This is a genomic window from Chryseobacterium sp. GVT01B (assembly GCF_019970045.1).
GTDB lineage: Bacteria > Bacteroidota > Bacteroidia > Flavobacteriales > Weeksellaceae > Chryseobacterium.
This window is the reverse complement of sequence record NZ_JAHXYI010000003.1, coordinates 258,973-281,148: the sequence shown is the minus strand read 5'-3', so window position 1 is coordinate 281,148 and position 22,176 is coordinate 258,973. Positions and strand designations below refer to the sequence as shown.

The window sequence follows — 22,176 nt, the reverse complement described above, 5'->3', positions numbered from 1 at the left end:
CATTTAGTATTCAAAAAGAACACTTCCCCATGTAAATCCGCTTCCGAAAGCTGAAAGAAGGACCAAATCTCCTCTTTTAATTTTCCCTTGCTCAATTGCTTCGCTTAAAGCAATAGGAATAGAAGCAGCGGTTGTGTTTCCGTATTTCTGAATATTGTTAAATACCTTTTCGTTCGGTAAACCAAATTTTTCCTGTACAAACTGAGCAATTCTAAGGTTCGCCTGGTGTGGAATAAACATATCAAGATCTTCAACTGTTTTTCCTGCTTTGTTCAAAGCTTCCATCATTGTTTCAGGAAATCTTGTTACGGCATGTTTGAAAACGAAGTTACCGTTCATGATTGGGTATACTTCTTTATTGGTTACATTTTCAGGCTCTTTTCTCATTCTGTCACTCCATCCGAATTTTGAACCCGGGAACTGAGTACAAAGTTCGTCTGCATATTTACCTTCAGAATGCATATTTACGGCTAAAATATCACCTGCATTTTCATCTTCGGTAGCTGAAAGTACCACTGCTCCTGCTCCATCTCCGAAAATAACAGAAACCCCTCTTCCCTCATCAGAAAAATCCAAGCCGAAAGAATGAACTTCAGCTCCTACCACAAGAATATTTTTATAAGTCCCTGATTTAATAAATGCATTCGCAACACTCATAGAATATACAAATCCGGAACATTGATTTCTCACGTCCAATGCGCCAATCGTGCCACATCCAAGCATGTCCTGAAGTAATACTCCACTTCCAGGAAAATAGTAATCCGGAGAAAGGGTTGCAAAAACAATAAAGTCAATATCTTTTGAGGTAAGACCAGCATTCTGAATAGCTTTTTCTGAGGCTTTAAATGCTAGATAAGCTGTAGTTTCCTGAGCGTCATTCCGGTTTTTTCTGTGTCTCCTTTCTTTGATACCCGTTCTTTCTGTAATCCATTCATCATTGGTAGTCATCAGTTTTGCTAAATCATCATTTGTAACAACGTTATCTGGAACATAAAATCCCACACCTTTTATTGTACTTTTAATCATATAGTTTTTTAATTTTGGCAAAGATAAAACTTATTTAACACATAGTTTTTCAAAATATTAGTATTTTTACTTTATGCCAATTGATACGATATACAGAACCTCCCAGTGCGAATGGGTAGATGTAGAGGCTCCTACTGCAGAAGACCTGAAATTCCTTCATGAAAGATATGAAATCAATAATCTCCTGCTGGAAGATACCATGGATCCCAACCACCTTCCCAAATATGAAGAGGACGGAAATGTCAAATTCTTTCTCCTTCGTGAAAGCACAGAGCTGGAAAGAAAGAATCTGAATACCATCAGTGATATCAGCACCAAGATTGGAATTTTTCTGGTGGAGAATACCATTATCACCATCCACAGGATGAAAACCAGAAGTATCACGGAAGTTAAGAAAAAAGTCTCTTTGATTCAGGAAGACCTTAATCCTCAGCAGATCACGCTGATGATTGCGATATTGATCATGAAAAGTTTTGATGATGAATCTTTAAGCCTGTTCGAGACTATGGACAATATAGAGAATGAGATTTTCCTTAAAAATACCAATCATACCAGCCAGATCCGCCGTCTTTATAAACTGAAGCGAAAATCAGGATTAAATTCACGGGTACTGGTGATTTCTACAGATGCCATAGATAAATTTAAACTGCTGAATTTACAGGACTCTGAGTTTGTTGATTTGAAAGATAAGCATAAAGATGTTGTGGCGGATTTTGATCATCTGAATATCCAGATTACCAACCTTATTTCCATGTTTTTGGCACTTTCGGATCAAAAGGCCAATCAGGTGATGAAAGTTCTGGCTATCTATTCTGTTTACTTCTTACCCATCACCTTTATTGCCGGGGTTTATGGCATGAACTTCGACAATATGCCTGAGCTTCATCATAAATACGGCTATTTTATAACGCTGGGAGCGATGGCAACGGTTGTGATCAGTACTTTTATTTATGTGAGAAGAAGACAGTGGTAATTAATTTTTATATCAACGCAAAGACGCAGAGAATATGCAATAATATAATATTTTAAGACGCAAAGATTTTATCTTCGATAAAATATAAATCGGTTGATTACTTTTGTCTTTAACCTAAACACCATCAAAACAAAATATCATGACCACTGAAAACCTCAACAAGATTCTGGAAGATTCTTCTCTTTCGCAGGCCTCCAAAGATAAACTGGCTGCCTTACATGAGAATATATCCGGCAAAGAATTCTCTGATCTTCTGGATCAGTCCGGGAATCAGTATATAGAGTTTGTACAGGAAGGCGGTGGTGTCTGGGGAAGTGCATTGGTAGGCTATCTTTATGGCCTGGAAATATTTGGAATCCGTTTTTTGAAAGTGGCAGGAACGAGTGCCGGAGCCATTAATACGATGCTCATTGCGGCCTGTAAAACCAAAGAAGAATCCAAAAGTGAACTTATCAAAGATATTCTTTTCAGCTGGGATTTTTCCGATTTTATGGATGGAAAGACTTATGTGAAAACAACGCTCCATGCGATGCTTAACAATAAGATTTTTTTTAAGATCAATGCCATTATTGCTGCGATCCTGTTTATTATCCTGATCAGTATTCCTTTTTTGGCTTCTTCAACCACTATACTGAACGCCAAACTGATGTTTTTGATTCCTCTGATTCCGGCTGTCATTCTCTTTTTCTGTATTCAAAAGCTGTATCATAATTTCAGAAAGGAAAACAGCGGTCTCAATCCCGGAAATGTTTTTCAGAATACCATGCAAAATGCACTGGATCAATTTGGAATAAAAACAGTGGCTAACCTCAACGAAAAATTCATTCAGAAAGAACGTGATCTAAACCTCAACTATCGGTATGGAAACGGACAGGAGTATTATACAAGGGCTCTGCAAAGTATCGAAAAGATTAAAATAAAAAATAAGGAACATATTGATCAGACCCGATATAGAATTTTCTATGAAAGTGCCCTCAATAACGATTATTATAAAAACAATCCGTTTTATCTTCTTAGATCTGAATATGTTGTCATCACTACCGATATCAATGCAAAAATCAAGGTGGAACTTCCTACGATGGCCAATCTCTACTGGTCCGAAGAGGAACTGAAGCACATTAGTCCGGCTGAGTTTGTAAGAGCATCTATGGCTGTTCCTTTTTTCTTTGAACCTTTTCAGAAACAAATCAATAAAGACGATAGTTCCGTAAAGTATGCCTGGAGATATTGGATGAATACCAAGCCTGAGGACATCAACCCTGCCGGGGTTTTCATTGATGGAGGCAGTATTTCCAATTTTCCTATTGACCTGTTTCATGCCGATGAAGTTTTTTATCCGAGAATGCCACTTTTTGGAGTGCAGCTGACGAGTGATTCTGCTATTCTTTCGGAAAGAGGAAAAACCAGTGCAGAAATCCTTAAAACACCTTTCAGCTATGCCGGAAATATCATCAGTACATTGAAAGGTTTTAATGACAAAACTTTCCTTACCAAACATACTTTTTACCATTTATACAGTATACAGAGTGTCAACTGTGGTACCAGCAGCTGGCTGAATTTCTTTATGAAAAAAGAAGAAAAGGAAGAGCTTTTCAACAGAGGTTTCCAGGCCGCCCTTGATTTTCTCAACGGATTCGACTGGGAAAAGTACAAATATGAAAGAATGATGCTTACGATGAAAGAGAAGAAAATACTGAAAGAAGAGGATACGCCTACGGTGGGATAAGGATTTTATCTTTTAAATTTAATCAACATCACAAATTAATATACAATAGGAATCTATTTTGGAAAAACATCAAAATAGACTCCTACTAATTTTTATAAATTATCCAGAAACTCCAGATACATCGGAACACTTCTGTTGATCCATTCATCGGAAGAATCTCTTTCAATTCCGTAATAAACGAAAGGTTCTTTGTAATCTGCCTTTATATAATCAAAAGTCAGTTCATAAGGTCTGAAAAGTTCCTTCATGGTATATTTATATTCTCCGGATGCGCTATACCCTTCTTCATCGATTCCTGCGGTAACTGCCAATGACATTTTCTTTCCGGCCAGTTTGAAACCACTGTTGCTTCCATAAGCCCAGCCGTACAAAACAACCTCATCCAGCCATTGTTTTAAAAGCGGCGGACTGCTGAACCAGTAAAAAGGAAACTGAAATACAATTTTATCGTAAGATTCCATCATCTTTTGTTCCTGTGCCACATTGATTTTTCCATCTGGATAAGCTTCGTATAATTGATGGACCGTATATTTTTCAGGATATTTTTTCAATTCATCAATCCATTTCTTATTAATCGCTGATTTTTCTATATCAGGGTGGGTAACAATTACTAAAGTCTTCATTATGTTTAAATTTCTAATACAAAATTACGATACGTAACTTACATTTCGTACATTAGCTACCCATTGTATGGTACTATAAAAAATGTAAGTAATGACTAAAATAAAGGAAACTTCAACGAATTTTGCCAACAAGAAAGCACTTGCTGATGAGTGTCCGGAAATCTATGCCTCCAACATTATCGGAGGACAATGGGCATTGGCAATCTGCTGCTATCTGATCAATGGAAAAATGAGATTCGGGGAATTAAGAAAGCGTCTGCAGAATATCACCGAAAGGATGCTTACTCTTCAGCTTCGCAGACTGGAAGAGGACAAGATCATTACCAGAACTGTATATGCCGAGGTTCCGCCACGGGTAGAATATGAACTTACAGAAATCGGGTATAAGCTGAAGCCCATTATCCTGGAGTTTGAAAAATGGGGAAATGAACATAAACAGATTATGGATAAGGAATAAAAATATTTTTGGTTAAAGAATTTTTACGGTATTATTTTTTGCATAAATTTAATTATCATTAAATTTCAAAATAACTTCCATGAAAAACCTTACTTTTTTTCTAACTCTTACGGCATTCACTTTTTTAGGAAACCTTCTGAATGCACAGAAAATTTCTGATGGCCAGACCATTGATATCAACGGAATGGCTGTTACCTTTAACATCCTCAACAAAGAAAGTGTAGAATCTGGTGGAAAATCCTATGACCGCTATAAAGTTTCTGCATCCGTAAAAAATACTTCAGATAAAGCCTACAATATCAGATTATCAGCTTTTCCTCAAATTGTAAGCAATATTGGCCTTGTAGAACTAGACTGCATTAATGCAACCGGAGCAAGACTGACCTCTAAAAAAATAGAGTTAAAAATGAAAGCTCAGATGATCAATGTTACCTATTCTGCCTATGACAAATCCGGAAAATTTGTAAACAGTACAATTCCTGTAACCGGCAGCTATTATTTCGATCCGGGAGATACCATCAGTGATAATGCTATTTTCATTGTTCCTCAAGGTGAAAAACCGGATGTTTCTGTGAGAAGTATGAAGTAAATAATCCTCTTATGAGCTTAAAGAACTGATTGAAGCTCTAAATAAAAACTAAAAAATTTAGATTCCTACGGAATGACAAAAAGAAGTGTTTGACATTAAGCACACATTGTGTCATTCCGTAGGAATCTAAGTTTATTATTTACTCAAATTTTCTTTCCACAAAGGCTTTTGAGCCAAAACTTTTGAATGTATCGGGCAGGTTTCATGATGGGCTCCTTTAAGATATCCTGTGCTCATAAGAAATTCGTTTACTATTTCTCCGCCTGTGAATTTGAATGTTTTTTTGAATAACTTCATCCATTCCTGCAATGTTTTAGGATGATGATGTTCCAGCCACTTTTCAAATGATCCGAATTCTTTCTGAAGGTTTATAATCGTTCTGGCATTTTCAATCGCTGCATTTACCTTTAATTTATTTCTGATAATTCCACTGTCATTCAAAAGCCTTTCGCGGTCATCCTCTGTATAAGCTGCTATTTTCTGAATATCAAAATGATCATATGCTTTTCTGAAACTGTCTTCTTTTTTCAGAACAGTTTCCCAGCTTAAGCCTGCCTGGTTGATTTCCAGAATCAACCTTCCAAACAACTCATTATCATCATGAATAGGAAATCCATAATAGTTGTCATGGTAATTTTTGTGCAGTTCTTTTCTGCTCTCGGGCTGCATGCCTTCTATTGCTAAACAATAACTCATTACAATATATTTTCTGTTTTTATATAAAACTTCCGATTTGTAAAGATAAACCAGGATTATGACAACTGTCCGTCAGCAGTGATTTTTAATTTTTAAATTTAATCATAATTCCATTCGTTTTATCTTCTGCTCAGAGAATATTCAGTAGTTTTGAGGGCTCAAAATAACCATTATGAAATCACTGTTCACCATTATCTTTATTATAAGTTACATTGTTTTAAATGCACAGAATCTATATTCTAAAGCCTATGGAAATCCAAAAAATGTTTCCGTTATTTTTATTCATGGAGGTCCGAGCGGAAATGCTACATTATTTGAAGGCACTACAGCTCAAAAGCTGGCTGATAAAGGATTTTATGTAATTGTTTACGACAGACGCGGTGAAGGTCGTTCAAAAGATGAAAATGCTGTCATGACTTTTAAAGAAAGTTTTGAGGATTTAAAAGAAATTTACACCACTTATCATATCAAGAAAGCAAATATTCTTGCCCACAGTTTTGGTGGAATTATCGGGACATTATTCACTTCCCAATTTCCTGAAAAAGTAAATTCGCTGACTCTTGCCGGAGCTTTATTTACGCAGCAGGAAACCTATGATCATATCCTAAAACAGGCAAAAGAACATTTCAAAAATGATCCTTCCCAACTCAAAGAAATTTCAGAAATAGAAAATCTGGATAAAAATTCTGCAGCCTATCGAAAAAGATGTTATGAAATGGCCGGTAAGCTCAATTTCTTCGATATGCCCAATCCTACTCCCAAAAGTGAAATGCTGAGAAACGAATACAAAGCAGGTGAATTTTATAAAAACAACATCAGAAATTCTGATTCTCCTCTTAAGTTCTATAAAAATGAACCTCTGAATAATTTGGATAATACTTCCGTTTTAAAAGATATCCGAAAAAAAGGAATCGCCATCTTTGCGGTATATGGTAAGAACGACGGAATATTTTCAGAAAAACAGCTGAATGATCTTAAAAATATTGTCGGAAAGAAAAATTTCATACTTATCGACAATTGTTCCCATTACTTATTTGTAGACCAGCAGGACGATTTTTTACAATTTATTAAGCTTACATTGAAATAAAGTGTAGTTTTGTAATTATGCCGCACTCAGGACTCCATATGAAAACCTATAAAGCTATCATTACGATGCTTGTTTTGGTGTTTTCATTATCGCCGTGTTCTGTAAAAAGAAATGTTCTTGATATTTTTGACATTCAATATATCAGCGGGCTGAATAAGGTAAAGATAACCTCCTCTCTTTCTTCCAGCTGTGATATGGCATCCGCTTCTACAGGAGTTTCGGTATCAAAAGCTAAAATTCAAGGACAATACAAAGATTCTTTTTTCAATTTTTATTCCACTGCAGACAACTCTGTTGAAGAAAAGATTGCTTTCAATGAATATTCAGGGCATTCTACGGGAAACAGCCCACCGAAATATATTCTGTTTAAAAGACTGAAACTTAATCTGGTTTAAACTTTTTGAACCCAATTAAAAATCAGTTTTTTACAATACAATATTAATTTCAATGAAACATACCTTAAACAGCCAGTCTTCGGACCTGGCCGGATTATATACTTTATCTCTCCGAATGGTCATCGGATGGACCTATTTTTCAGCCTTCTGGCGCAGACTTATCCTAGAAAACAAGCTTATTCCCGACGAACAGGGATATATCGGTGAAAAATTCAATCACTTTTTACCTAATGCACTCGGCATAAAACCTGTTATTGAATATCTTGTTACTCATCCTGATGCCTTACAGCAATCCATGATGATTTTCACCATTATTGAAGCCATAGTAGGATTATTCATTATTCTCGGATTATTTACCCGTTTAATGAGTATCGGCATCTTCAGTCTTGCCCTAGGGATTCTGTTGGGTTCCGGCTGGCTGGGAACAACCTGCCTTGATGAATGGCAGATAGGAGTTTTAGGAATCGCTGGCGGATTTGTCCTGTTTCTTACAGGAAGTGGTCCATACTCACTGGATTATTATTTCATAAAGAATAACAAAAGCTTCACTCAAAAACGATGGTTTCAATGGTTGGGATCAGGGAATTTTCCTGTCTCACAACCAAAAGTTTTTGTATTGGTAGGATCGCTTATCATATTTGGTTTGACTCTTTTTACCAATCAGTATTTCCATGGAGGTGTATGGGGAACCTTGCATAATAAATCGGTAAAACCTAAACTGGAAATTTCTAATATTTCCCATAATAATTCGGATTTAAAATTTGAAGTGTACAGAACGGAAGGGGCCGATGTCTATGGTTCTTTCCTGATAGGCATCCATATTCTGGACAAAAACGGAAATATTTTAAAAGAACTTGACCATAAAGAACTTTCCCGATTGTCTAAAGAAAATATCCAGAATCATTATGTTACCAAAGTAAAACCGGGAAAGCACAGCTTGATTATTCCTCTGGGAGCAAAGGCAGATGTAACTTTGAATATTAATGATATTCTTCAGAAAAGTGAAATTCATGCATTGAAACTGATTGATGTGAGTGGGATTGAATGGATGGAGAATATTAAATAGAGTAAAATTTAAGGTCCGGGATTCGGGGTGCGGGTTTTATGTTTTGGCTGAAGCCGATCCTTGATTTATAATAGAGAAAGCGGACTAAAGTCCGCTTCTATTGATATTTGAAATTATTATTTTCAATATTCAGCTCTATTTTTCTGAGACAACAATATGATAGCTGCATGTGCTGTCCGGATCAAGTTTCAGCACTTTTATATCCAATAAAACATCCAGTCCCATGGTATCGCAAACTCCTTGTAAGAAAGGTTTTATGACCGGCCATTTCAGCAGGCCCGCGATCTGCAGGCTATGCGTAATTTTATGGTAACGGTCTACTCCTTTGATCAGCAGTTCACATTTGTAGTCATTTAATTCTTTAAATTCAAAATTATATTCGGGACTGGATGTAAAAATTGCTCCTATCAGTATTTTGGCGACAGCCGGAATACCGGGCTGCAGGTTAGGTTTTGTTTCAAGATTTTTCAGTGTCATTCTGGATCCGAGATCATACATGAAAGTACTGGAAAGCTGTTCAATAGCTTCGGCTCCGTAAAGTCGGCCAATCTGCTTGAGCATTCCGCCGTAAAAGGCTCCTGTAATATCAGACAGGCGCTGGGTAAGTTCTGTAAAGGTTCCGGGAAAAAAGTCTGAGATAATCTGAGCCTGATTCATTTCAGGAAGAAAGATATCATGCTTTCTGAAATCTGATAATGCCAGATAGGTTTCCGGCAGTTGTATTTGATTCATATTTAATATTTTGTAGGTATATTGAGATCATGGTTTAGTTAATTAGTGAAACGAAAGACCGTATTCATACGCTTTCGGAAATAAGAACATTGTCTTTATTGAATATAAAAACAAAGTAAAAAGACAGTACTCGATCAGTTGATATAAAAAACCGATATTCAGATAAAAATCCGGCGCATTATTAGGGAAATACCTTTTTGAAAAGGGTTTGAGGGATCAGGGAATCTATTCATATTTTTTCATTTGTTGGTGTAAAGCTAGAAAAAATAATTAAACTCTCCAATAAGTGATATTATTTTTTATTTAACAGAATTAAAACTGAAAGCCATTGGCTGATATTATTTTACGTAAGAAATGAACAAAAAAAAACCTTCGAAAATATCGAAGGTTTTTAATTAAAATTTAGTGCATGGCTTCACTCAAATCTATTTTTTCTTTGCTTTTTCTTTCTTTTACGAGTAAGATAAACGGAATACATATCAGGAATATGATTCCGAGATAAAGAAATACATCCATATAAGAGAGTACAGTGGCCTGTTTGGTGACTGATAAATCAAGCATTTTATAAGCGGCATTCATTGCTGCATCAGGCGTCATTCCTTTGGCAATAAAATTTGCTTTAAGGGCAGCTAGTCTTTGCTGGACATCAAAACTGTTTTCGTCAAGGTGAGAAATCAGATTATTCCTGTATTTCTGACCGGCATTAGCAATAAAAGTTGTAATCGCTGCAATCCCGAAAGATCCTCCCAACTGTCTCATCATCCCGGTAAAGGCTGCTCCCTGACCAATCTCCTGCCCTTTCAGTGTACTTAAAGACAAAGAGGTGATTGGAATAAACAGTAGTCCCAAACCTGCTCCTCTTACAATCAGCATCCAGAAAAATGCATCTTTACTGGTATCCGGAGTCAGAATTTTATATCCCCAGAAACTATAGACAAAGAAGATGAACAATCCTAAAGAAACCAAGATCTGCTGTTTTGCTCCTTTTGCCAAAAGTCTACCAATAATAGGCATCATGAAGGCTGTTGTTAAAGCTGCCGGAATCATCAAAGCTCCTGACTGAAGAGCCGTCCAGCCTAAAATACTCTGAGTGTAAAGAGGAACGATGAACGTAGATCCATAAAGCCCAAATCCAAGTACGAATGACATCATTGTTCCGATCCTTAGATTGCTATTTTTAAGCACCCTGAGCTCAACAATCGGATATTTAAAGGTAAGTTCCCTCCAAAGGAATAATATAAATCCTAAAACAGCAGCCACCGTAAACGCTACAATCATTCCGCTGGCAAACCAGTCTTCTTCATGACCTCTCTCAAGAATGAACTGTAATGAACCTACTGTTACTGCCAATAGCCCAATTCCAATCCAGTCAACATCCGAAACTTTACGTTTTTCAGCATATTTCGGACTTCTTACAAACTGCAGTGTCATTAAGGTTGCTGCAATTCCAATCGGAATATTAATATAGAAAATATACGGCCAGCTGAAGTTATCAACGATATACCCTCCAAGAGGTGGACCTAATGTAGGGCCGATGATTACTCCCAGACCATAAATAGCCTGAGCCATACTTCTTTTTTCAATCGGATAAGATTCCGTAATGATCGTCTGTGAAGTTACCAATAAGGCTCCCCCACCGATTCCCTGCATCAATCTGAAGAACACAAGTTCCCAGATATTGGTCGCATTTCCACATAAAAATGAAAATATAGTAAATATAATGATGGATGCCGCAAAGTAATTTCTACGCCCAAACTGCTGGGAAAGCCAGCTCGTCATTGGTACGATGATTACGTTACCAATGGCATAAGCTGTAATTACCCATCCCACTTCAGAAAGTGTAGATCCAAGATTCCCCTTCATTTCATTCAAGGCAACATTGACAATCGTGGAGTCTACAATTTCAAGAAGGGCACAAAGGATAGCCGTAATCGTAATGATTACTCTACGCGCTCCATATTCTACTAATGAATCTTGCATAATTTTTATTCGAATATTTGTATTAATGTAAAATGTAGGATGTATTAATGATTTTCAATTCATCATGAATACATTTTACGTAAGTACATAAATACTATTTCAAAGCAACTTCTGCCTTCACGTTCATTCCTGTTCTTAGTCTTTTCGCAATCTCTTTATCCAGATTTACAAAATCAATTTTTACAGGAAGTCTCTGAACTACTTTTACAAAGTTACCACTTGCATTATCCGGAGGAAGAATAGAGAATGTAGCTCCTGTAGCCGGAGAGAATGAGCTTACTACTCCTTCAAATTCCTTATCAGGGAAAGCATCAATCTCGATTTTTACTTTCTGTCCTTCTACCATTTTATCTACCTGTGTTTCCTTAAAGTTGGCCACTACCCATTTCTGGTCGTTTTTTACCAAAGCAAACAACTGCGCTCCCGCCTGCAGATACTGACCTGCCTGTGTAGGTACTTTTCCAACATATCCGTCTTCTGGTGCAAGGATTACCGTATATGATAAATTCAGTTTTGCATTTTCTACATCTACTTCTCTTTGTTTTGCAACAGATCCTGCAACACTGATTTGTTGTGAGCTTGCAGCGGTCTGAGAAGAAGCGATGTGAGTTTGTTGAGCAATTTGATTTCTCTGATCAACCAAAACCTGTAGTTGTCTGTCTGCAGATTGTTTTGCGGCTAAAGCCTGCTCATATTGCTGTTCTGTAATAGAGTGGTCTTTTACAAGATTAGCATATCTCTTCAAATCCTGAGAAGTTTTCCAAACATTTACTTTTGCGGCTTCAATCTGTGCGTTAGCCGTTACTACTGCCGCTTCTGAAGATCCGATATTTTTTGAAGTAGCTGTTGTGGTAGCTTCTGCATTTGAAATATTACTTTTCGCGGTAGATAATGCTGCCTGAGCCTGTTCAAGAGCCATTTTCTGATCTCTGTTATCCAAAATCACCAACGTATCTCCTTTCTTTACAAACTGGTTGTCTTTTACTTTTACCTGAGCTACATAACCTGAAATTTTAGAAATTACCGGTGACATATTGGAAGAGATCTGAGCATCGTCAGTTTCTTCGTGATACTGTCCGTACGTAAAGGCTCTGTAACCATAGATTCCTCCTCCGATTACTACTGCCGCTAAAATGATAGGAAAAACTAAACTTTTTTTCTTTTTAGGTTCAGCTGCCTGTGTATTATTATTTTCCATTTTGGTTTCGATCTGATTATTTAATTGTTAAAGTTCCTGTTGTCTGTAATAGTTTTCTATATGCCAAGGCAGCATCTGCTTTAGCATTGATCACTCCAACGTTAGCTGCAATCTGCGCTGCGTCTGCATCCAATAATTCTGTCATCGTTGCTAGACCGTTGTCGTATTTATTTTTTGTAATTCTGTAATTTTCATTAGCCTGTTCAGCAGATTTTTCAAAAACAGCAATTCTCTTTTTTGAATAGTCTGTATTCTGATACTCTCTGTTGACGTCAAGCTTAATGTTGTCATTCAGTAATTCATCCGTAGCTGCCAATTGCTTTTCTCTCGCTTGTGACTGTTTTAATGAAGAATTTTCTTTCCACAGGTTCGATAGGTTATAAGAAACCCCAATTCCTACATTGATGGCATTGTATACGGTAAGAAACTTAGGAATATCCGCGGCTACATAACCTCCGGTAAATGCGATAGAAGGAAGATTTTCAGCTTTTGCAGCTTTTGATCCCAACTCTGCCGCTTTTCTCTGTTGTGCTAAAGCCTGTAAATCTTTACGGTTTTCTCTGGCTTCAGTAACATAAAAGTCAACCGGTTTCACATCTGAACCTTCTTCAATATAGTTTTCATCCACTTCTAACTCAGTAGTTTCAGGAATTCCCAGTAACAAATCCATATTGATGTTGGCAATATTGTAGTTGTTCTTAGCTTCCAATAGCTGAAGTTCAATATTTGAAGTCTGAAGATTGGCCTTTAACCTGTCGTTTCTTGCGATTAAACCATTGTTTTCCATTTTAAGAAATGTTTCATCTCTTTTTTGAGAAGCGGCAAGGTTTTCTTCAAAAACTTTGATAGACTGATTGGCTTTAAATAAGTTGTTATAAGCCTGGGCAACATTATAAGCAATAGCAATTTTGTCGTTCTCAGTGCTTAATTTTGAAGCTTCCACCAGATATTTAGCTGACTGAATCCCATATTTGATTCTTCCTCCGCTATAGATTGGAACGCTAAGATTTGCTGAGCCGTAAGCTACCTGATGTACTTCGGGACCTCCTGCTCCTGAAACACCCGGAAGTTTGATGTCTACATTCGGTTTTATCGGAAGGTACATATAGCTGCCAGATACTTTCAATTCCGGCAACTGTCTGTTTTTAGCTTCCAAAAGATCAGCTGTAGCCTCTTCGATCTTGGCTGCATCGATCTTGAGATTCTTGCTGTTCTGGATTCCCAACTGTACAGCTTCGTCAAGAGAAAGTGTTTTTTTCTCCTGAGCATTTGCATTTGCTATTCCTACGAATAGTGATAATGCAATCACTGAGTTATTTATTCTCTTCATAACCTAAAAGGTCTTTTAGTAAGTATTTAATATGTTTATTAAGTTCAGTATAGTATTTTTCATCAAAGACTTCTTCATCTTCTGTTTCATTCAGAAACTCTTTATACATTTCTTTTGCATTGAATGCATAAAATAAAGTTCCGCTTACAGTGGAATGAAGGAGATAAATAGGTGGATTTTTGGTGAAAATTCCATTTTTAAGACCGCTTTCCAATATTTGTGAATACATAGAAAGGAATCCCATTTTAGTTTGCTTTAAAAATTCTACAATCTGAGGGTTCTTGGTATACACCTGCTCTCTCTGCATAATCCTGTAAAAGCATTTTTGAGTACGGATCTTGTTAGAAAACTGATCAATTACTTTTTCAATTTTCTGCCACTCGTTGATATCGGTTCGTCCCAAAAGATCTTTTGAAAAGAACTGACCTTCATTCATTCTGTATTCTACTAATTTCTCATAAAGTTTTTCCTTAGAGCCAAAATAATACGAGATCATAGAAATATTAACATTAGCATCCTTTGCAATTTCGCGGGTGGAAGTCCCTTCGAAACCCTTCTCTGCAAAAAGCTTCTCGGCTGCGAATAATATATTTTCTTCTTTTGAAATCATGTTCGTGTTCATTTTTCAGGGCGCAAATGTACACAAGTTTTAACACAAATCAAACGATTGATTGATTTTTTAATATAGATTTAATTTATTGTAAAGAAAAGACAGTTTCTATAATCCAATGCAAGACCCATAAGAAAGCCTTTCTCTGCAATAAAAAACTTCAGTAATTACCCGTTTTATTTAAAGTTCCGATAATATTCCTGAAATAATTCCTTTTTATTGTCTTAGAAATTTTGAGCTTTAAAAAGAATGAAACAAAAACTCCGGCAACAATACCGGAGTTTTATTTATGTGCTTTTGTGAATATATCTCGATAATTTTATACCCAGATCGGTCCATACAATTTTAGGATTGCCGTTTCTGGTAAGATGCAGATCGGCTGTATTGATTTCTTCTAAAATAGGTTCAATATTGGCTCCACTGATGAATTTTGAAAATCCTCCCCAGTTGAACCCATTTGCATCTATCTTTTTATACACCAGATTTTCGGATTGATAGTTCTGAAGCAATGCCAACCTGAAGATTTCAGAACAATAGTTCAGGAAATTTTTCTGTTTTTCCCTGTTCCATCCCGCAATTTCTCTTGCCCAAAGAATGATACTTCTCAAATACTCAGGTTTCTTTTTTACCATAAAGGCATCTCTCACCCATTGTACAAAGAGTTTTTCAAATTCATTGGTTTTATCTCCGGAATTGAGAAGTTTTACTGCATCATTAAGGTCTCCCTGCGCTTCATGAACAATCTCTTTCACTTTTTCTTCTGAAACAGAAAAGTTCTTTTTGAGATAGTTTTCAATATCTTCATCATGTAGTCTCGGGATTTCTACAATCTGTGTTCTGGAAAGAATGGTAGGAAGGATATCATTGGTGCTTTCTGCCGTAAGAAGGATAATTGTTTTTGCCGGCGGCTCTTCTAAAAATTTCAAAAATTTGTTTGAAGCCGCGGTATTCATTTTATCTGCTCTCCAGACAATAAGGATTTTGGTTCCTCCTTCAAAACTCTTCAAAGAAAACTTCTGGTTCTGATCATCAATTTCATCTGCAGAAATAAATAACTGCTTATTTTCCGACTCTAAGAACGCAGTCCAGTCATCGTAGCTTGCATATGGAGAAGCCATGATCATTTCTCTGAATTCATCAAATTTATTCTTACTTAAAGAATTTCTATTGTCCGTAAAAACAGGAAAGCTGAAATGCAGATCCAGGTGATTGAGATGTTCTACCTTCGCTGCAGCGTGCTCATTTTCGCGATTTAAAATTTCTTTTGCATACGCCAAAACCATGGGAAATGTTCCGTATCCCTCTTTTCCTACAAAAAGTTGGGCATGGCTCACTCTGTTTTCAGCAATGCTTTCTCTAAGAAGTTTTTTCAGATTTGTCTGTCCGGCGATGTTCTCCCAATTCATGTTTCAAAGATAAAAAATCTTATTTCAATTTATAAAATTAAGTCTGCTTAAAATGCATAAAACTATAGATCATAGATTTCAAAAGAGCAACACCCCTATTCTATTATAGGAAACATCAATAATAAGATTAGAATAAAACTTAAAATTAAATTTTACACAATTTAATTTTAAGCAATAAATTTACAGCGTGAAATTTTTCGTAAATTCATTACGATTTCACACTTTTTCAAATAGTAAAAATCATACACCAATGGATACAAACCTGGAACAAAAAATAAAAGGAATATTTCAACAACAGAAAGCCTTTTTCAAAACCAATCAGACAAAAGATATTGAATTCAGAAAAGCACAATTAAGAAAGTTTCGTGAAGTTTTCTTACAACATACAGATGATCTTTGTGAAGCCTTATCTATTGATCTGGGGAAAAGCAGAAAGGAAGCTGAGTATGTGGAAATTCAAATTGTCATTAGTGAACTGGATTATTTTCTGGAAAATATTGATGAGTGGGCAAAGCCTACTCCTGTCCCTTCAAAACCACATCCATCAGGTGCTGAAGTGGTAAGCAAAGTAATGTATGAACCTTATGGTGTTACCTATATTATTGGTCCTTTTAACTATCCTGTTCAACTTACATTCAGTCCGCTTATCGGAGCTTTGGTTGCCGGAAATACAGCGATTCTAAAACCTTCTGAAAATACGCCACATGTGGCCCAGGTTCTTGAAAACATTGTAAAAGAATCTTTCGATGAATCTTATGTAGCGGTTATTCAGGGAGCTATTGAAGAGAATACTCTGCTATTAAGCCTTCCTTTTGATTATATTTTCTTTACCGGAAGTCCAAACGTTGGAAAAATTGTGATGAAAGCAGCCGCAGAGCAATTAATTCCTCTGGCATTGGAACTTGGAGGAAAATCACCAACGATTGTTCATCAGGATGCAGATCTTGATAAGGCAGTAGCAAGAATATCTTACGGCAAGTGGATCAATTGTGGGCAAACGTGCGTTGCTCCGGACTATATTTATATCCACGAATCTGTAAAGGATGCCTTTATTGAAAAGTTTAAAGCTCATTTAAATACTACTTACGAAGGTCAGTCATTACGAAAAATCGGGAAAATTGTAAGCCAGAATCAGATCAAACATCTGGCAGATTATCTGGAAGCAGCTCCTGAAAAAGTAATCTATGGAGGAAGCTATGATCTGGAAACCCGTCATTTTGAAGCTACTTTAATGGATAATGTCACCTGGAACGATCAGGTAATGCAGCAGGAAATCTTCGGTCCTATCCTTCCTGTTATGACCTATAATGATATTAATGAGGCCCTGGAAGAAATAAACAACCGCCCGAAACCGTTGGCACTCTATGTTTTCACAGAAAACCAGGAATTTGCAGATAACGTTTTACATCATACCACAAGCGGAGATGCAGAGATCAACAGTACGATCATCCATGTAGGTTCACATTACTTACCTTTTGGAGGTGTGGGAACTTCAGGAATGGGAAAATACCATGGGAAATTCAGCTTTGAAAGTTTTAGCCACAGCCGATCCGTACTTCAGGTAAAATAAACAATAACGATAATATATCATATAAACTAAGGCTGTTCTATATTGGACAGCCTTTTTATATAACAGAATTGATATTTTAACGGATGAAAATTTGCATTTTTCTTTGAAAGAAAGGCCCTTAACAAACTTTAACCACATATAATTTTTACAATTCATTAATATTTAAGATATTTGCGCATTGTTAAAAATAAAGAATGAAAAAAATCTTTGTAGTATCATTCATATCAGTTGGATATTTTCTGAATGCACAGAGTCTAAGCAACTCACCTTATGCAACCTATGGAATTGGAGATGTGAAATATGATAATACGATCGAGACTACTTCTATGGGAGGTATATCAACTGCTTTTATAAGTGATTTCACGAGTAGTTTCAATTTTGCCAACCCGGCAAACAACGCCAATTTCGAACTTACGAGTATCAGACTGGAGGCTACCAATGAAAACAATTATTTCAAATCGAACTATAACGATATGAAATCTACAAAGCATTCTACGTATCTTTCTAATATATCTCTTGCATTTCCACTATCTCCAAAAGTGAAAATGGGGATCTCTTATCAGCCATACAGTTCTAAGAGTTACGATATCGTAAATGAACAATTTGCTGCAGACGGAACTCCAATGTATAAAAATAACTTTAAAGGTAGCGGAACATTGAATGCTGCACAAGTTGCTGTTTCTTATAAAATTAATCAGGAACTTTCTGTAGGAGCAAGAGCTAACCTTTATTTTGGAGACCTTAATGACCTTAATGAATTCCGTGCGTACAACCCAGCTACAGGTAGTTATGCTGGTGAATATGTTAATGGTTATCAGACTAAAAACAGAGTCAGAAACTTTAACTTTACCCTTGGTACAAGCTACCAGACTTTAAATACCCGTACTGATAAGAAGTTCACAGTAGGAGCAACTGCTACTTTTGGGAATACCAGTAATATGACTACTGAGTATGTCAACAGTACTTACAGATACTCTGATGCTCAAGAAACCAACAAGGTTTATGAGACTATCATAGAGCAGAAGGAAACAAAATCTAAAAACCTTCTTCCGTTACAGGCATCCGTAGGGGTTGGATATGGAAGTGAAAACCATTGGTTCCTATCAGGACAGGTGGATTATAAAAAAGGAGAAGACATCTCTTATTTCGGTAAAACCTTTGACTTCCAGGACACGTACAGAGTTTCTGCGGGTGGATGGTACTTACCTAACTATAACAACTTCAGAAGCTACTTCTCAAGAGTAATCTACAGATATGGAGCTTTCTACGAAAGAGGAAACCTTAAACTGGAAGGAACAAGTATCAACAAATTCGGTATTTCTGCCGGGGTAATGCTTCCATTCAAAACAAGTAGTATCACAAGAATGAGTGGTCTTGAAATAGGACTGGAAGTAGGTAAAAGAGGAACTCTTAAAAATAACCTGATCAATCAGAACTTCGTCAACCTGAAAATCGGCTTTAATTTTGCTGACAAATGGTTCAGAAAGACTCTTTATAACTAGAATGAATTTTTCAAAAAAAATATCATATAAAAATATAGCATGCCTTTTTAGTTGTGCTATATTTTTTATATTGACATCCTGTGAAGAGGATCTTACCAAAAGAAACGGCAGCCAAAGCAAAAATTTCCCTTCACAGATCATCAACAACGCCAATATTATACAGCGTGACTCCGGCTTTGTCACTTTAAAAGCCAAAGCACCCATCATCGAAAAGTATGAGCTGATCGACAGCCCTTATGTAGTAGCCCGAAAAGGAATTGATATTGAGTTTTTTGATAAAAAGAAACCTAAGGTTCCGGGAAGAATTACAGCTAAATACGCCCGCATTTTTGAGTATAAAAAATTCTATGAAGCCAAAGGTGACGTAAGGATAAAAACCAATGAAGGGCAGCGATTTGCCATGCAGAGTATTTACTGGGATCAAAGAAAAAACAGAATCTATACCAAAGATACTGTATATGTTACCATGGAAGACGGTTCTACGCTGGTAGGAGCCAATGGAATGACCGCAAAGGATGACTTTTCTGAATATACTTTCTATAACAACTCAGGAGATTTCAGTTCAAAGAGAATTTCTGAGAATAAAAAATAATCCGAAAAATAATGAAAGCTCTGGCTATTGGACTGATGTCCGGGACAAGTCTGGACGGTTTGGACATCTGTCTTGCTGAATTTGAAAAACAGGACAAGTGGACTTTTCAGATCCTGAAAGCCGAGACAATTTCCTATTCTGAGGATTGGGAACAAAAACTTAGAAACTCTATTCATCTTTCTGCTGAAGATTTACTGGAACTGAATTCAGAATATGGTTTTTACCTTGGCCGGCAGGTGAAAGAATTTATTCATAAACATCAGCTTGAAAACATCAGTCTGATTGCCTCTCATGGCCACACGATTTTCCATCAGCCTAAGCGAAAATTTACCCTTCAGATTGGAGACGGCAGAGCGATCAAGCTGGAAACCGGATTACCCGTTATCTATGATTTCAGAAGTCAGGATGTGCTGATGAATGGAAACGGAGCCCCACTGGTTCCAATAGGTGATGAATTACTTTTTTCAGAGTACAGCGCCTGTTTAAACCTTGGTGGATTTTCCAATATTTCTTTACATTCAGGCGGAAAAAGAATCGCTTTTGATATTGCTCCGGTTAATATTGTATTGAATTATTTAGCACAACAAATCAACAAAAGTTTTGATGAAAACGGAGAGCTTGCTCAAAAAGGAGAAATAAATGAAGCTTTACTGAAGGATCTTAATGCTTTAGATTTTTATCAGCATTCACATCCAAAATCTTTGGGAATCGAATGGTGTCATGAGCATATATTTCCGATTCTTAAAAATATTGAAATCTTAGATGCCCTTGCCACTTTTACGGAACATAGCGCACAACAGATCGCCAATGTTATCAATACAAATAATATACAACATATCCTTATTACCGGAGGAGGAGCTTACAACTCATTTTTAATCGAAAAAATAAGATCAAAAACACAAGCTGAAGTGATCATCCCTGAAAAAGAAATCATCGATTATAAGGAAGCTCTGATCTTCGCTTTTATGGGAGTTTTAAAGATCAATAATGAAGTAAATGTACTTTCCTCCGCTACAGGAAGTTCCCACGACCATTGCTCGGGAGTCATAGTATAAAAATATCAAAAAAAACCTTCATTTTGAAGGTTTTTTTATTATTTATAAGCTTCGATTTTATCGGTAAGCGTATTGATAAAGTTCTGTAATGGCTTTTCTACCATCATTTTGATGAACGGGTTGAATTTCCCTTCAAATAACATCTGAACTTCAGTCTGGTTATCATTAATCGGGTTTAAAGTTGCTGTTAAAGTAAAGTCCAGACTTGAACTTGCAGATCTTAAAACAGCTTTTTGGTCATCCACTTCATCTATTTTTAACGCGATTTCCGGCATTCCCTGTAATCCAAATTTAAATCCGTTATCTCTTGTTTCAAATTTTTGAAGACCGTCCGGCATAAAATCTTTATAATTTTCAGGTGATTTCAGCAACTCGGTAAGTTCTTTAGATGATTTATTGACAATAATCTTTCGTCCTTCTAAATTCATTTTTTATTTTTTATAATTAAATTCTTAACTCTTACAAATGTATAAAGTTTTTGTGCATAAATACTTCAAACTATTACTCAATATTTTATTTACTACATAATTTTCTAATCATACAATATCTGGACTCATAAAATCTGGAGTAATTTTGCTTTCATAAATCTGATGAAATCTGTATCTATACGTTTGCTACTCTAGCAAAATTAAAAAAAAAATCTACAAAGGCACACCACTAAATCCTACTTTTAAAATATAATCTCAAGCCTGGAAATTCCTTCATTAAATTTTTTTCAAATATTTTCTGACCTTCATATTTCAAATGAATAAAGAGTATATTTTTCCTTCTGACTTAGACGTAAACAGATAAATATGCCCACATTTAATCGTTAGTTTTTACGACAATTTTATATATTTGTGAGTGATTGTAATAAAAAATAGTAAAAAACTCTGAGTTTTAATGTTAAAAAAAATAACTATTTGATTTTCAGTCGTAATTAATTTCCCATAAAATGTATAAAGTTTTTGTCAACGAAAAAAAGCTATTAGTGTCTCAATATCCTGAAAATCTTGAAAAAGAGCTCAGGTATGAAAGTTTCACAACCTTAGAAATAGCATTAGATCTTCTGGAGAATACTTCTGTGCAGGAACTTAATGTGTATGGAGAGAATCTGGATGAAATATGGCAGGAATTCCAAAAGCTTTTCAGAATTATAGAAGCAGCAGGAGGCCTGGTAAATAATCCTGAAGGTAAAATTCTCTTTATTAAAAGACTGGGCAAATGGGATCTTCCGAAGGGTAAGATGGAAAAAGGAGAATCCAGAGAAGAGTCTGCAGTACGGGAAATAGAAGAAGAAACCGGATTGAGTGATGTTGAACTTTTAAAGTTCATCAATACCACTTACCATATCTATATAGAAAGAAACGGAGAGAAAATCCTTAAATGCACCCATTGGTTTGAAATGAACTTTGACGGAGAGGATACTTCTAAACCGCAAATAGAAGAAGGCATTACCGAGGTAGCCTGGAAAACGACATCAGAAATTGAGCAAGAGGTTTTTCCAAGTACCTTTAAAAATATTATCCTGATAGTACAGGAATTCTGGGATATGAAGAAGCTGGAAGCTTAAAGGCTAAAAGC

The 22,176-nt window shown here is 36.1% G+C and carries 22 protein-coding genes; 12 read left to right on the top strand and 10 right to left on the bottom strand.

The window, feature by feature from the left end; genetic code table 11:
* Nucleotides 1-3 precede the first annotated feature (3 nt).
* The gene (locus LC457_RS08015) at nucleotides 4-1,026 is read right to left on the bottom strand and encodes a 3-oxoacyl-ACP synthase III family protein (RefSeq protein WP_223599361.1); all 1,023 of its coding nucleotides are present in this window, start codon (nucleotides 1,024-1,026) and stop codon (nucleotides 4-6) included.
* Between the two features lie 73 nt (nucleotides 1,027-1,099).
* Here LC457_RS08015 and LC457_RS08010 point away from each other — a divergent pair, with 73 nt between their 5' ends.
* Together LC457_RS08010 and LC457_RS08005 are read left to right on the top strand one after the other, a co-directional pair.
* Entirely contained in the window at nucleotides 1,100-1,999 is a 900-nt protein-coding gene (locus LC457_RS08010) for a CorA family divalent cation transporter (RefSeq protein WP_047421246.1), read from the top strand.
* A gap of 139 nt (nucleotides 2,000-2,138) precedes the next feature.
* Entirely contained in the window at nucleotides 2,139-3,725 is a 1,587-nt protein-coding gene (locus LC457_RS08005; protein WP_223599360.1) for a patatin-like phospholipase family protein, read from the top strand.
* A 92-nt stretch (nucleotides 3,726-3,817) separates the two neighbouring features.
* Here the strand turns inward: LC457_RS08005 and LC457_RS08000 are convergent, their stop codons facing one another.
* Nucleotides 3,818-4,348, bottom strand: coding sequence for an NAD(P)H-dependent oxidoreductase (locus LC457_RS08000; protein ID WP_223599359.1), 531 nt, complete (start codon nucleotides 4,346-4,348; stop codon nucleotides 3,818-3,820).
* Between the two features lie 91 nt (nucleotides 4,349-4,439).
* On the opposite strand from LC457_RS08000, the gene LC457_RS07995 reads away from it, so the two are divergent.
* Nucleotides 4,440-4,805, top strand: coding sequence for a helix-turn-helix domain-containing protein (locus tag LC457_RS07995; RefSeq protein ID WP_223599358.1), 366 nt, complete (start codon nucleotides 4,440-4,442; stop codon nucleotides 4,803-4,805).
* 79 nt (nucleotides 4,806-4,884) lie between these two features.
* Nucleotides 4,885-5,394 carry a hypothetical protein gene (locus tag LC457_RS07990; protein WP_223599357.1) on the top strand — a complete coding sequence of 170 codons (510 nt, stop codon included), beginning with the start codon at nucleotides 4,885-4,887 and terminating at the stop codon, nucleotides 5,392-5,394.
* A gap of 135 nt (nucleotides 5,395-5,529) precedes the next feature.
* On the opposite strand, the gene LC457_RS07985 is transcribed toward LC457_RS07990, so the two are convergent.
* Nucleotides 5,530-6,090, bottom strand: a complete 561-nt coding sequence (locus tag LC457_RS07985) for a DNA-3-methyladenine glycosylase I (RefSeq protein WP_223599356.1) — start codon at nucleotides 6,088-6,090, stop codon at nucleotides 5,530-5,532.
* 172 nt (nucleotides 6,091-6,262) lie between these two features.
* Here LC457_RS07985 and LC457_RS07980 point away from each other — a divergent pair, with 172 nt between their 5' ends.
* The 3 genes from LC457_RS07980 to LC457_RS07970 are packed head-to-tail and all read left to right on the top strand — an operon-like array spanning nucleotide 6,263 to nucleotide 8,638.
* Nucleotides 6,263-7,177 (top strand): alpha/beta hydrolase, encoded by a 915-nt coding sequence (locus LC457_RS07980; RefSeq protein ID WP_223599355.1) that lies wholly within the window; start codon nucleotides 6,263-6,265, stop codon nucleotides 7,175-7,177.
* A gap of 38 nt (nucleotides 7,178-7,215) precedes the next feature.
* A complete protein-coding gene (locus tag LC457_RS07975) occupies nucleotides 7,216-7,572 on the top strand; it encodes a hypothetical protein (RefSeq protein WP_223599354.1) in 357 nt (118 codons plus the stop codon).
* A gap of 52 nt (nucleotides 7,573-7,624) precedes the next feature.
* A complete protein-coding gene (locus tag LC457_RS07970; protein WP_223599353.1) occupies nucleotides 7,625-8,638 on the top strand; it encodes a TQO small subunit DoxD in 1,014 nt (337 codons plus the stop codon).
* A 135-nt stretch (nucleotides 8,639-8,773) separates the two neighbouring features.
* Here LC457_RS07970 and LC457_RS07965 read toward each other — a convergent pair whose 3' ends face one another.
* From LC457_RS07965 to LC457_RS07940, 6 genes are all read right to left on the bottom strand, one after another.
* Entirely contained in the window at nucleotides 8,774-9,370 is a 597-nt protein-coding gene (locus LC457_RS07965) for a hypothetical protein (protein ID WP_223599352.1), read from the bottom strand.
* A 402-nt stretch (nucleotides 9,371-9,772) separates the two neighbouring features.
* Entirely contained in the window at nucleotides 9,773-11,350 is a 1,578-nt protein-coding gene (locus LC457_RS07960) for a DHA2 family efflux MFS transporter permease subunit (protein ID WP_223599351.1), read from the bottom strand.
* A 94-nt stretch (nucleotides 11,351-11,444) separates the two neighbouring features.
* A complete protein-coding gene (locus LC457_RS07955; RefSeq protein ID WP_223599350.1) occupies nucleotides 11,445-12,548 on the bottom strand; it encodes an HlyD family secretion protein in 1,104 nt (367 codons plus the stop codon).
* A 16-nt stretch (nucleotides 12,549-12,564) separates the two neighbouring features.
* Nucleotides 12,565-13,878, bottom strand: coding sequence for a TolC family protein (locus LC457_RS07950; RefSeq protein WP_223599349.1), 1,314 nt, complete (start codon nucleotides 13,876-13,878; stop codon nucleotides 12,565-12,567).
* Nucleotides 13,862-14,488: a TetR/AcrR family transcriptional regulator gene (locus LC457_RS07945; protein WP_223599348.1), complete on the bottom strand. Its 627-nt coding sequence runs from the start codon at nucleotides 14,486-14,488 to the stop codon at nucleotides 13,862-13,864. Before LC457_RS07945 ends, LC457_RS07950 begins: the two co-directional genes overlap by 17 nt.
* Before the next feature lie 287 nt (nucleotides 14,489-14,775).
* Nucleotides 14,776-15,894: a DNA polymerase III subunit delta' gene (locus LC457_RS07940; protein ID WP_223599347.1), complete on the bottom strand. Its 1,119-nt coding sequence runs from the start codon at nucleotides 15,892-15,894 to the stop codon at nucleotides 14,776-14,778.
* Nucleotides 15,895-16,144: 250 nt separating this feature from the next.
* Here LC457_RS07940 and mdlD point away from each other — a divergent pair, with 250 nt between their 5' ends.
* From mdlD to LC457_RS07920, 4 genes are all read left to right on the top strand, one after another.
* Nucleotides 16,145-17,464, top strand: coding sequence for an NAD(P)-dependent benzaldehyde dehydrogenase MdlD (gene mdlD / locus LC457_RS07935; protein WP_223599346.1), 1,320 nt, complete (start codon nucleotides 16,145-16,147; stop codon nucleotides 17,462-17,464).
* Between the two features lie 194 nt (nucleotides 17,465-17,658).
* The gene (locus LC457_RS07930; RefSeq protein ID WP_223599345.1) at nucleotides 17,659-18,966 is read left to right on the top strand and encodes a hypothetical protein; all 1,308 of its coding nucleotides are present in this window, start codon (nucleotides 17,659-17,661) and stop codon (nucleotides 18,964-18,966) included.
* Nucleotide 18,967: 1 nt separating this feature from the next.
* The gene (lptC, locus tag LC457_RS07925) at nucleotides 18,968-19,558 is read left to right on the top strand and encodes an LPS export ABC transporter periplasmic protein LptC (protein ID WP_047421210.1); all 591 of its coding nucleotides are present in this window, start codon (nucleotides 18,968-18,970) and stop codon (nucleotides 19,556-19,558) included.
* A gap of 11 nt (nucleotides 19,559-19,569) precedes the next feature.
* A complete protein-coding gene (locus tag LC457_RS07920) occupies nucleotides 19,570-20,613 on the top strand; it encodes an anhydro-N-acetylmuramic acid kinase (protein ID WP_223599344.1) in 1,044 nt (347 codons plus the stop codon).
* A gap of 38 nt (nucleotides 20,614-20,651) precedes the next feature.
* On the opposite strand, the gene LC457_RS07915 is transcribed toward LC457_RS07920, so the two are convergent.
* Entirely contained in the window at nucleotides 20,652-21,041 is a 390-nt protein-coding gene (locus LC457_RS07915) for a hypothetical protein (RefSeq protein WP_047378450.1), read from the bottom strand.
* Between the two features lie 506 nt (nucleotides 21,042-21,547).
* On the opposite strand from LC457_RS07915, the gene LC457_RS07910 reads away from it, so the two are divergent.
* Nucleotides 21,548-22,165 (top strand): NUDIX hydrolase, encoded by a 618-nt coding sequence (locus LC457_RS07910; protein ID WP_047421206.1) that lies wholly within the window; start codon nucleotides 21,548-21,550, stop codon nucleotides 22,163-22,165.
* Nucleotides 22,166-22,176: the final 11 nt, after the last annotated feature.

Excerpts from the sequence above, each read along its gene's own strand:
- LC457_RS08015 (WP_223599361.1), bottom strand. The coding sequence starts at position 1,026 with ATGATTAAAAGTACAATAAAAGGTGTGGGATTTTATGTTCCAGATAAC.
- LC457_RS08010 (WP_047421246.1), top strand. The coding sequence starts at position 1,100 with ATGCCAATTGATACGATATACAGAACCTCCCAGTGCGAATGGGTAGAT.
- LC457_RS08005 (WP_223599360.1), top strand. The coding sequence starts at position 2,139 with ATGACCACTGAAAACCTCAACAAGATTCTGGAAGATTCTTCTCTTTCG.
- LC457_RS08000 (WP_223599359.1), bottom strand. The coding sequence starts at position 4,348 with ATGAAGACTTTAGTAATTGTTACCCACCCTGATATAGAAAAATCAGCG.
- LC457_RS07995 (WP_223599358.1), top strand. The coding sequence starts at position 4,440 with ATGACTAAAATAAAGGAAACTTCAACGAATTTTGCCAACAAGAAAGCA.
- LC457_RS07990 (WP_223599357.1), top strand. The coding sequence starts at position 4,885 with ATGAAAAACCTTACTTTTTTTCTAACTCTTACGGCATTCACTTTTTTA.
- LC457_RS07985 (WP_223599356.1), bottom strand. The coding sequence starts at position 6,090 with ATGAGTTATTGTTTAGCAATAGAAGGCATGCAGCCCGAGAGCAGAAAA.
- LC457_RS07980 (WP_223599355.1), top strand. The coding sequence starts at position 6,263 with ATGAAATCACTGTTCACCATTATCTTTATTATAAGTTACATTGTTTTA.
- LC457_RS07975 (WP_223599354.1), top strand. The coding sequence starts at position 7,216 with ATGAAAACCTATAAAGCTATCATTACGATGCTTGTTTTGGTGTTTTCA.
- LC457_RS07970 (WP_223599353.1), top strand. The coding sequence starts at position 7,625 with ATGAAACATACCTTAAACAGCCAGTCTTCGGACCTGGCCGGATTATAT.
- LC457_RS07965 (WP_223599352.1), bottom strand. The coding sequence starts at position 9,370 with ATGAATCAAATACAACTGCCGGAAACCTATCTGGCATTATCAGATTTC.
- LC457_RS07960 (WP_223599351.1), bottom strand. The coding sequence starts at position 11,350 with ATGCAAGATTCATTAGTAGAATATGGAGCGCGTAGAGTAATCATTACG.
- LC457_RS07955 (WP_223599350.1), bottom strand. The coding sequence starts at position 12,548 with ATGGAAAATAATAATACACAGGCAGCTGAACCTAAAAAGAAAAAAAGT.
- LC457_RS07950 (WP_223599349.1), bottom strand. The coding sequence starts at position 13,878 with ATGAAGAGAATAAATAACTCAGTGATTGCATTATCACTATTCGTAGGA.
- LC457_RS07945 (WP_223599348.1), bottom strand. The coding sequence starts at position 14,488 with ATGATTTCAAAAGAAGAAAATATATTATTCGCAGCCGAGAAGCTTTTT.
- LC457_RS07940 (WP_223599347.1), bottom strand. The coding sequence starts at position 15,894 with ATGAATTGGGAGAACATCGCCGGACAGACAAATCTGAAAAAACTTCTT.
- mdlD (WP_223599346.1), top strand. The coding sequence starts at position 16,145 with ATGGATACAAACCTGGAACAAAAAATAAAAGGAATATTTCAACAACAG.
- LC457_RS07930 (WP_223599345.1), top strand. The coding sequence starts at position 17,659 with ATGAAAAAAATCTTTGTAGTATCATTCATATCAGTTGGATATTTTCTG.
- lptC (WP_047421210.1), top strand. The coding sequence starts at position 18,968 with ATGAATTTTTCAAAAAAAATATCATATAAAAATATAGCATGCCTTTTT.
- LC457_RS07920 (WP_223599344.1), top strand. The coding sequence starts at position 19,570 with ATGAAAGCTCTGGCTATTGGACTGATGTCCGGGACAAGTCTGGACGGT.
- LC457_RS07915 (WP_047378450.1), bottom strand. The coding sequence starts at position 21,041 with ATGAATTTAGAAGGACGAAAGATTATTGTCAATAAATCATCTAAAGAA.
- LC457_RS07910 (WP_047421206.1), top strand. The coding sequence starts at position 21,548 with ATGTATAAAGTTTTTGTCAACGAAAAAAAGCTATTAGTGTCTCAATAT.